Source organism: Phocaeicola plebeius (genome assembly GCF_003437535.1).
GTDB classification, from domain to species: Bacteria; Bacteroidota; Bacteroidia; order Bacteroidales; family Bacteroidaceae; genus Phocaeicola; species Phocaeicola plebeius_A.
On the sequence record NZ_QSQT01000027.1, the window covers coordinates 38,908 to 48,884 of the forward strand.

A 9,977-nucleotide genomic window follows, 5' to 3' on the forward strand; every position below is an offset into this window, starting at 1 on the left:
TGTTTATTCCGTCTTAATACTCCGTACAGGGTTTTCATTGGCATTCTTCCAGCACTGGAATGTCACTGTCAGTACCGTAATGAGACTGACCAGCAGGAAGGAGGCCACAAATACCCAGGCACGGATAGGCGTCTTGTCGGAGAAGCTTTCCAGCCAGTCGTGCCCTATCCACCAACCAAAGGGAACTGCCAGTACGAAGCAGACCACCAGCATGACAAAATAACGCTTGGTAAACATATAGAGAATCTCACCAGTGGAACTTCCCATGATTTTCCGGATACCAATCTCCTTCCGGCGGTATTCGCTTTCAAATAAGGTCAGTCCGAACACACCAATCATACTGAGGACAATAGCTATCAGGGAGAACAACAGAATTTGACGAGTAAAACGCAACTCCCGACGATAGTTCTGGTCAATCACCTCATCCATGAAACGGAATCTGAAATCACGGCCCGGTGCCATCTTTTCTGTTGCCTCAGCCAAGCGGTGAAGCATGTCCACTTTGTCTACTCCCGCAGCCACCCGGATGTTCAAGATATTGTTGGCATCCCAATTTGCATAATCTTTTCCGTAAATAAAGAAAGCCATCGGCTCTACGGCATCGTTGTTGCGAAAACTGCTGAAACGAATATTCTCACAGAATCCGACCACAGGATAGTCACCAGGAGTAGCGGGTTCGTCCACCTTCATCCAGGAATATTTCTTCTGGGCTGCTTCGTTGAAAATATACACATCTCCGTCGCCCGGTTTAAAGTTCCTCCCCTCAGTAATCTTGATGCCAAGCACAGATAAGTAGCGGTAATCTACCGGAAAACAGACCAACTGTATGTGATGTTCTCCTTCTCCTCTTCCCCACGACATGTAATTATCGGCTGAACTTAAAACGAACTGGGAAATCGAAATACCTTCTATACCCGAAAGTCCGGACAATTCACTGACAATCGCTTCCCTGCGATCGAGATATTCATAAGGAATCGCTCCCACCAGTACGACCTCCTTGTCATAGCCATAGTCGCTCTGCTGAATATAACGGCTCTGCAGGTACATGATGCCCACGGAGATAATCAGCATGAAAGAGACAAAGAACTGGAAACAAACCAGAAACGTACGCAGCATCTTTCCTTTCGGGGAAAGACCGAACGAGCCTTTCAGTACCAGTGCCGGCGGAAAAGAGGTGACGTAGTAAGAAGGATAGGCTCCAGCCAGCAAGCCCATGCACACGGCCATTCCGCCCAAAGCTATCAGTAGGTTCGGATGATTCATCAAAGAGAGGTCTGATGCCACCAAGGTATTCAGGGAGGTGTCTTGCAACAGATAGAGCCAGAGCAAGGACAACAGGAAGCCACACACACAAACCAATACGGATTCTAACAGCAGATACATCCGCAAGGAGAAAGTGGAAGCCCCCAACACCTTTTGGGTATTGATGGAACGTAACCGCATGGGAGTTTCTGCCAGCGAGAAGTTCATGTAGTTGACTGCTGCTGTAAGCAGAATCAGCACCGATACACACAGCAGCAGGTACACGGCGGCCTTGCTGGTAGCCGCCTTGTTGCCCACCGTAGAATAGTGCACTTCGTCCAGCGGTGTAAAATGAATGAAATTCTCCCAGTCTTCCTCTCCCTCTCCGCTAATCAGGTCTCTTGGAATATTCAGCTTGCAGCTTTCGATGACCGACCGCTCCACATCGGTCAATGAAGCTGGACTGTCAAGCCGGATATACAAGGCATAATTCCAGTTTCTCCAGGAATCTTTGTTCAGGTTCGGGGAGTAGGAGGAAAAAACACAGTTTCCTAACTGGGAGTTTTCCGGCATGTCCTGATAAACTCCTCCTACCACCAACGGCTGGTTACGAGATTTACGGTCTACGTAGATGGTCTTGCCAATGGCATCCGTGGTACCGAAAAAGCGACGGGCCATGGATGCGGAAATCAGGGCATGGCCGGGTTCATTGAGGGAGGCGGTTGTACCGCACACCATAGTAGGCTGAAATACCTCCAGGTAATCACCAAATCCCGTAAACCAAGGTTCAGAGTAAATGTGTTCGTCTACCTCAAAATCATTGAGAGAGTTTGACAATGAAGTAACTGAAATGGCCTGTATGTGTGGAGAAGAAGCTCCCACCAGCTCACAGAAAGGACGAGCCAGCCAGATTTGCCAGCCGTAATCTCCGCCTGCATCCACTTCTACCCGGTAAATACGATCGTGTGCCGGATAGGCTTTGTTGTAGTTATAGTCGTAGTCCACCTGCGTCAGAATGACGAAACAGGCCGCAAAGGCAATACTCAATCCTAACAGATTCAATACGCTGGCCGTAAAGAAACGCCGGAAGGTATGCGAGAAATTTCTAAAAAGTGTGTTCATGAGTGGTAAGTGTTTTTATACTGCAATTACGAAATTTATTCACCGACTTTCAACCTCCGGGTAGAAACGCTACCGATTCCGTCTTTGGAGATTTGAGCCGATTTAGCTTTTCCACTTAAAGTGAGACTACCGACACCTTCTATGCTGGCATCCAGGTGTTCGCAATCTACGGCCAGTTCACCGCTTCCTACACCTTCCAGACTGACTTGCACATTCCGGGCATGCAAATCGGCCACGTGCAGACTGCCCACGCCTTCCACATCAAACTTCACATCCTTCAGGTTCAGGCGGGACTTGCAATTGAATGAACCAACACCTTCAAAAGCTACTTTCTGCAAATCGGGTGCACTGATGTAAATAGAGAGTCCGTTCACGTTTCGGGTAGTTTTCTTTCCTTTCTCAGCCCACGCAATCAGCAATACTCCGTCTTTCACCGTACACTTTGTCTGGTCTACCCATTTCTTTTCTCCCTCTACACGAAGAGAATAGGTATCCGACTGAGTAAAATACACACTGGCCACACTCTCCACTTCAATGGAATGGAAAGGATTCACACTGCGGGTTTCACTTACTTTTTCTTCGTTACCACTTCTTGCACTGGCACAGTTTACACACATCAAACCCATTACCAAACCTGCCAATATACGTACTATCTTTTTCATCACAATTTATTTTTTAGTTTAACACCAATACTTCATTATCTTTATAACTCTCATAACCTGAAACGATGACGCGTTCGCCTTTTTCCAGTCCTTCCAGCACCTCATAATACTGCGGATTCTGACGTCCGATGCGGATTTTACGACGATAGGCCTTCTTCCCATCCTTGTCGACCACGAAAATCCAGTTTCCTCCGGTCACTTGGAAGAAGGTACCCTTCGGAATCAGCACGCTTTCGGTAGGCTCACCCAGCTGCAGGTCGATGTAGTAGGTCTGTCCGCTACGGATGTTCTCCGGACGGTTGCCCTGAAAGATGAAATCCGTACGGAAACGTCCCTCACGCACTTCCGGATACACCTTGCGCACCTTTAAGTTAAACGAAGAACCCTGACGTTCAAAAGTAGCGGGCAGCCCGTTAGTCACACGGTCGATGTAGTGCTCGTCAATCATGGCCTCGATTTTGAAGTCCGACAAATCATTAATCTGTCCCACCATCTGTCCGGCGTTGATATTCTGTCCTAATTCTGCATCCAGCAATCCTAATTCTCCGTCAATCGTAGCCCGTACCTCCAGTTTATCCTTCCGTTCGCGAATCAGCAAGACATTCTTGCGCATGTTCTGCAAGTTATCTTCCATCTGATCCATCTGAATGTTACGGTAAATGGAGTCCTGCACCAGACGTTCCGTAATCAGTTTATGCTTCTTTTGGGCCACTTCATAATCTTCCTTGGCTTGAAGATATTCTTCGCGGCTGATAAGACGTTCCTTGTACAGACGCTGGTACTGCTGGAACGTACGCTGTTTGCGGCGCGTATCAATGTCGAGCTGTACTTTCTCGGTTTCGTTGTTCAACTTGTCCTGTTGCATGGTGACCTGTGTATTGCGGAGCAAGTTCTGCTTTTCAGCCAGTTCAGACTCCGCATTCAGAATCTGCAAATCCAGGTTGGAGTTACTGAGACGAAGAATCACGTCGCCTTTCTTCACGTGAGCTCCTTCTTCCACCACCTTTTCCTGCACGATACCTCCCTCTTCGGGACTAAGTTGTACCACGGAAATAGGCTGCACCTGCCCGTTCACACGGATATAGTCATTGAACTTTCCATAAGTCACGTCGGCAATGTTCAGCGATTTACCGTCGACTTTCAATGTAGAAGCATGGTTGCCGAAAATAATCCAGCCCAACAGCAGAAGAATAACGGCTCCTCCCCCAATATAAGGAAGATGTTTCTTCTGGATTCCTTTTTTCTTTTCTAACTGTATATCCATAATATCTTCTTTTTTCAATTTCTATTTATTTGTCTGCGGCATCAAACCCGCGAATGATTTCTTCTCCCTTGTAATAGTCTACCAGACGGCATTTCATCAGGTAGGTCAGTTTGCTTTGCAGCAGCAAGGTCTCGCTTTCGAGCAAGGTGACTGCATTGTTCTGTACATCGAGTGAGGTCATCAGGCCTTCTTCGTACTTGCGCCGGGTGACATGATAAGCCAGCGAGTCGGAACTGACTTTCTTTTCCATCTGTATGCTCTCCTTCAGGTAGCCTTCCCGGTCCTGTACGGCCTGAAGCACCAATTTCTGCAATTCTTCTTTCTGCGATTCATATTGTTCACAAGCAATGCGGTAATTGTTTTTTGCCTGCCGCATGCTGGTCACTCCCGAAAGCCGGTTGAAAATAGGAATACTCATGCTGATGCCCACGTAGGAACCGAAGTTATTATTGAACTGGGTACGGAAATCAGGATAAGCCGTAGAATGAAGTTCCTTATAATAGGAACTGGAAATTCCACCGAACAACGTGATGGACGGTACCACATTGGCCCATGAAATTTTACGGCGCATATCGGCTACTTTCGTATTCAATGCAGCTTGCTGCAGGGTAGGATTGACATTCAGTGCGATACGGAACACATCGTCCGCACGCTCCTGAGTTAACTGAATATATTGAAGTGTCTGTGTATCGAGTACGGCAGTGTCCAACTGTAAAGTATCTTCTGCCGGGAAATTCATTTTCTGTTTCAATGTCAGCAAGGCTGTTTCATACAAGTTCTTCTGGTGGGTTAGGTTGTAACTGTCCGTAGCCTGCTGGGCTTCCATCTGGGCTACATCCGACAAGCCTTTCAAGCCTAATTCCTCCTGACGACGTGTCTTGTACAGCAGCGAATCACTTTCCTGCAATTTCTTGCGGGCCAGTCGCATCGTGCCGTAGCAATACAGGGCATCAATATAAACCTGAAAAGTCTCTAACGCTGTATTGTCTTTAGCTTCCTGCCAGGCAGCTTTTCCCATCAGCCAGGCAGCCTTTGCCCGACGCACCTCGTTCACCAGTCCCCCACCACGGAAAATGGGCATGGAAGCTTCCATGGAATAACCGTTGTTGAAAGTAGACAAGGTGTTGTAGGTATTGGTTTCCGGATCGACCGAACGACCGAAATTATATTGTACGCTGGTACTAGCAGTTACCCCAGGCAAGAAACTACCGATAGCCTTCATGCGATCCAATCTTGCATTGTCTGCTTCCAGTTCCCGCTGCCGGACGGTACGGTTGTGCTGTACGGCGTAGTTCATACAACGGTCTACGTCCCATATCTCCTGTGCCGCAGCTTCCAGCCCCATCCAACCGGAAAAGAAGCAAATCGTCATGCGTAATAGATTCTTTTTATTCATATTGTTTTATTTTATCCGCAAAAGAGCATTCAAATACCGTGCCAAAGTTTTATTTCATTCATTTTCAACGAGATATAATATTACACAGAACCTCAAGTGTCTAATTTTTTGACAATGAGTGTCTAATTTTTTGTCACTGTACATATTTTTTAGACATTTTTGAGGGCTATGCCTTGAAAATTCCTATTTTTGTCGCAAAATCTCAATCACAGATGGCAAAACAAGGAACTTTACTCGTTGTAGATGACAACCGCAACATACTTACTTCACTGCAATATCTTCTGGAAGAATATTTCCAGCAAGTAATCACCCTGAATTCTCCCGTAACCATTCCTTCCCTGCTACAGCGGGAAGCGATTGATGTGGTGTTGCTGGACATGAACTTTTCTTCCGGTATCAACAGCGGGAATGAGGGACTTTACTGGTTGCGCGAAATCAAACGGTTGCGTCCACAGATTCAAGTGGTATTGTTCACTGCCTACGCCGACATCAACTTAGCGGTAACGGGACTGAAGGATGGAGCGACCGACTTCATCGTAAAGCCTTGGGATAATGCCAAACTGGTACAGACTCTGCAAGAAGCCTATGCCAAAGCCCGTGGAAACGAAAAGAAAGGAAAGCAGGCCTCACAACCGACGGAAAAATCGAGTATGTACTGGGGAAATTCTTCCGTCATCCGTCCGCTACGATTGTTGGTTGAGAAGGTCAGCACGACCGATGCCAATATCCTGATTACCGGAGAAAACGGTACGGGAAAAGATATGCTGGCACGAGAAATTCACCGGCTGTCTCCCCGCCGCAACGGTCCAATGGTAGCCGTCGATATGGGAGCTATTACCGAATCACTGTTTGAAAGCGAATTGTTCGGTCATGTAAAAGGTTCGTTTACCGATGCACACACCGACCGGGTAGGACGTTTTGAAGCTGCTGATGGCGGAACCTTGTTTCTCGATGAGATTGCCAACCTGCCCTATCATCTGCAAGCCAAACTGTTGACGGTGATTCAGAAGCGCTATTTTATCAAGGTGGGAAGCAATACTCCCCAACCTACCAATATCCGGCTGATTTGTGCCACGAACCGCAACCTAGATGAAATGGTACACAACGGAGAGTTCCGTGAAGACCTGCTGTATCGCATCAACACCATTCATTTGCACATTCCGGCTCTTCGGGAACGGAAAGAAGATATCCTTCCTCTGGCACAACGTTTCTTAGAGCAATATAATCAGCAATACCTGCGCACACTGACCGGCTTCAGTGCCGATGCAGAACAACGCCTGCTGAATTATCCCTGGTATGGAAATATCCGTGAGCTACAGCATACCATTGAAAAGGCGGTCATCCTTTCAGATGGAAATCTGTTGAAAGCTGAAAATCTGCAACTGGCAGAAGTTTCGGGACAGGATGCTCCGGCCACACACGAAGAAAGTAAAGAAGACACTCCGCTGCAAACCTTGGACGAGATGGAGAAGAATCTCGTCAAGAAAGCCATCGAACAATGCGATGGTAATTTGTCACAGGCAGCGGCACAATTGGGCATTACGCGGCAGACACTTTACAACAAGATGAAACGTCATGGCATCTAAATGGTTATCTTCTCCGCTGGCATGGCTCGCATTCCTCACAGGAGGTACCGTATTGCTGACACTCGGTATCAGCCAGAATGAGAACGAATGGCTCTGGATAGGAGGTTTTCTGATTGCTTTAGCCATCTATCTGTTTTATGCCAGCCAGAAACAGTTGCGCGAAAAAAGCTGGCTGATGCTGGAAGCTATCCGCAACAGAGATTATTCTTTCCGCCTTCCTACGCATGGCTTCATCGGAGGAGAACGTATTCTGCAAAATGCGCTCAACGAGTTCGGTGCCATGATGGGCGAGCAGAAACAATTGATGGAACAATGGGAACGGTTTTATGAACAGGTTCTCTCGGGCATCAGTTCCGGCATCATCGTATTGGACGAGCAAAATAAAATCATACAAAGCAATCCGGCTGCCACAAGGCTGTTAGGACTACCGGCCCTCGGTACCCTGCAACAACTGGAGCGTTATGGGAATGACATACCTGAATTACTCAGTTCGCTTCCTGCCGGTGAACGGTGCAACCTGCAATATGCTACCTCCAAAGGGGAAATCCAACTGTTAGTGCGTGCTTCCATTATGGAATTAGGAGGAAATACAGTAAAGATTCTTACCCTGAACGATATTCGTAACGAAATGGACACGAAGGAGCTTGAATCATGGATAAAACTGACCAGGGTACTAACACACGAAATCATGAACTCCATCGCTCCGATTTCTTCTTTGAGTGAAACCTTCCTGCTACGAAAAGATGTAATTGATAGTCCGATTTACGAAGGTATCCGTGCCATTCATGAAACCTCTACCGGACTTATTTCCTTTGTAGACAGTTACCGGAAGTTTTCTGCACTTCAGAAACCTTCACCAGAGCCGTTCTATCTGAAAGAAATCCTTTTGCAGGTAAAAAGCATTCACTTAATCCCCTCGCACATTCAGCTGACTCTCCAGATTGAGCCGGACGACCTGATGCTGTATGCCGACCCTAACCTGATTCGCCAGGTACTTATCAATCTTCTCAAAAATGCCACACAAGCTATTGGAGAAAATAAAGGAAAAATCCACATACGAGCCTATTCCACCAAGGAAGAACATATCTTAGTCTATGTCAGCAACGACGGTCCTGCCATCCCTGAAAAGGAAGCAGAAGAAATCTTTGTACCGTTCTTTACCACTAAAAAAGAAGGTAGCGGAATCGGTCTCTCTCTTTCCCGACAGATTATGAAGCTTTCCAACGGCAGTATCAGCCTGCTGAAAGCAGAAACTAACGGATGGAATACTACCTTCGTACTAGAATTCTTTTAAACGCAGAGAAGCCCCGAACTACAGTCATTCAGGGCTTCTCTACACAAATTGAATCATAACAACTAACGGTATTTTTAAACCATTGCTAAGCCGGAAGAATCCGACTCACGTTTTCTCAAAAGCATTTTCAAACCTTCCAATAAGTTCCGACATCCGTCATTCATTTCCTCATTGCCATTCCTATAACCAAAATCCACATCACATGAGGGCATATCGGCTTTAGACTTGCGTTTGCAGATATCTGCAAACAAATGAATTTTGTGCCAATTACGATAATCCATAAAGCGAGTCAGCAAATCTTTCTGCCACGGCTCCATTACTACTACGAAGTCGGCTTCATCACGTAAAGCTTCGTTCATGCTCCGTTCCAACTTTCTCCCTCCCGGAGAACCAAATTCTGTCATCTCAGCTGTTACCACCTCCACATCGGTCATGTCAGCTTCGGTGAGTTTCTTCTTAAAAAGAGACTCCATTGAGAACAGCTTTCCGACACGTTCCAGACCGACTAATAGCACTTTCATAAAATCAAATTTTAAAAGTTAATAAAAAGAAGGTACTGAAAATCCTTTCTCGAATTAAATGTAACAATTTAATCCGGTCAAACCAAGCGAATAACAGAATATTAGCAATAAATACACATTAATTATGATTTGATATACTCAAAATACAAATTATAATAAATTATTATCTACAAACGGCTTCCTTGAATGATATCAATCAAAATCGGACGCATTCCTCCGACAAAGCATTCCACTGCAATTACCATCAGAATCAACCCCATCAGACGCATCATCACATTATTACCTGTTTCCCCAATAATGCGAACCAGTTTCGTAGATAAACGTAGAATAATATAAGTAAGTATATACACCAAAGCTATCACGGAAACAAGAGTAACTTTCAAGCTCCACGTATGAGCATCATCCATCATGATAATGCCATTGGCAATAGCGCCCGGTCCACACAGCATCGGAATAGAAAGTGGTGTGATTGAAATATCATTTGCATAAGCTTTGATTTCCTCGTCTTTCAGCTTCGTATTGGTATAACGTGCCTGCAACATATCGTAACCAATCTTCAGAATGATAATACCTGCTGCAATACGAAATCCATTGGTAGATATTCCGAAAAACTTAAACAAGAACTGCCCGCAAAATGTAAATGCAATCAATATAATAAAAGAAATGATTGTAGCTCTTTTCACAATATGCTGTCGCTCCTTTTCTTCCAGCCCATTCGTCATTGTCAAAAAGACCGGCATTGTACCCAAGGGGTTGGTCAACGTAAAAAAGGAAGTGAAGCACAACAGTGCATAAGGTAAGATTGTATCCATAAAATATATATTTTAAAACCTAAAACAAAGATACAATAAAATCTGGGTTATGGATACAAAAAACCCTGAAGCATTTCT

8 protein-coding genes are annotated in these 9,977 nt (G+C 45.7%); 2 read left to right on the forward strand and 6 right to left on the reverse strand.

What is annotated here, in order from left to right; genetic code table 11:
• Positions 1-3: 3 nt before the first annotated feature.
• Genes DXD04_RS13055 through DXD04_RS13070 form a run of 4 tightly spaced genes read right to left on the reverse strand, consistent with a single transcriptional unit; the run spans position 4 to position 5,686 of the window.
• Positions 4-2,364, reverse strand: a complete 2,361-nt coding sequence (locus DXD04_RS13055; protein WP_117673695.1) for an ABC transporter permease — start codon at positions 2,362-2,364, stop codon at positions 4-6.
• Between the two features lie 35 nt (positions 2,365-2,399).
• On the reverse strand, positions 2,400-3,026 hold the full coding sequence (locus DXD04_RS13060) for a GIN domain-containing protein (protein WP_117673696.1): 627 nt from the start codon (positions 3,024-3,026) through the stop codon (positions 2,400-2,402).
• Positions 3,027-3,039: 13 nt separating this feature from the next.
• On the reverse strand, positions 3,040-4,290 hold the full coding sequence (locus tag DXD04_RS13065; RefSeq protein WP_117673706.1) for an efflux RND transporter periplasmic adaptor subunit: 1,251 nt from the start codon (positions 4,288-4,290) through the stop codon (positions 3,040-3,042).
• A gap of 25 nt (positions 4,291-4,315) precedes the next feature.
• Positions 4,316-5,686, reverse strand: coding sequence for a TolC family protein (locus DXD04_RS13070; protein ID WP_117673697.1), 1,371 nt, complete (start codon positions 5,684-5,686; stop codon positions 4,316-4,318).
• A 212-nt stretch (positions 5,687-5,898) separates the two neighbouring features.
• Here DXD04_RS13070 and DXD04_RS13075 point away from each other — a divergent pair, with 212 nt between their 5' ends.
• Positions 5,899-7,272, forward strand: a complete 1,374-nt coding sequence (locus DXD04_RS13075) for a sigma-54-dependent transcriptional regulator (RefSeq protein ID WP_117673698.1) — start codon at positions 5,899-5,901, stop codon at positions 7,270-7,272.
• Positions 7,262-8,566, forward strand: coding sequence for a sensor histidine kinase (locus tag DXD04_RS13080; protein ID WP_117673699.1), 1,305 nt, complete (start codon positions 7,262-7,264; stop codon positions 8,564-8,566). The genes DXD04_RS13075 and DXD04_RS13080 overlap by 11 nt, the downstream gene beginning before the upstream one ends.
• 74 nt (positions 8,567-8,640) lie before the next feature.
• Here DXD04_RS13080 and DXD04_RS13085 read toward each other — a convergent pair whose 3' ends face one another.
• Positions 8,641-9,087, reverse strand: a complete 447-nt coding sequence (locus tag DXD04_RS13085; RefSeq protein WP_117673700.1) for a hypothetical protein — start codon at positions 9,085-9,087, stop codon at positions 8,641-8,643.
• A 167-nt stretch (positions 9,088-9,254) separates the two neighbouring features.
• The gene (locus tag DXD04_RS13090) at positions 9,255-9,899 is read right to left on the reverse strand and encodes a MarC family protein (RefSeq protein WP_022052789.1); all 645 of its coding nucleotides are present in this window, start codon (positions 9,897-9,899) and stop codon (positions 9,255-9,257) included.
• Between the last annotated feature and the right edge of the window lie 78 nt (positions 9,900-9,977).

Bases quoted from the DNA above. Each gene is read 5' to 3' on its own strand.
- DXD04_RS13055 (WP_117673695.1), bottom strand. From the start codon at position 2,364: ATGAACACACTTTTTAGAAATTTCTCGCATACCTTCCGGCGTTTCTTT.
- DXD04_RS13060 (WP_117673696.1), bottom strand. From the start codon at position 3,026: ATGAAAAAGATAGTACGTATATTGGCAGGTTTGGTAATGGGTTTGATG.
- DXD04_RS13065 (WP_117673706.1), bottom strand. From the start codon at position 4,290: ATGGATATACAGTTAGAAAAGAAAAAAGGAATCCAGAAGAAACATCTT.
- DXD04_RS13070 (WP_117673697.1), bottom strand. From the start codon at position 5,686: ATGAATAAAAAGAATCTATTACGCATGACGATTTGCTTCTTTTCCGGT.
- DXD04_RS13075 (WP_117673698.1), top strand. From the start codon at position 5,899: ATGGCAAAACAAGGAACTTTACTCGTTGTAGATGACAACCGCAACATA.
- DXD04_RS13080 (WP_117673699.1), top strand. From the start codon at position 7,262: ATGGCATCTAAATGGTTATCTTCTCCGCTGGCATGGCTCGCATTCCTC.
- DXD04_RS13085 (WP_117673700.1), bottom strand. From the start codon at position 9,087: ATGAAAGTGCTATTAGTCGGTCTGGAACGTGTCGGAAAGCTGTTCTCA.
- DXD04_RS13090 (WP_022052789.1), bottom strand. From the start codon at position 9,899: ATGGATACAATCTTACCTTATGCACTGTTGTGCTTCACTTCCTTTTTT.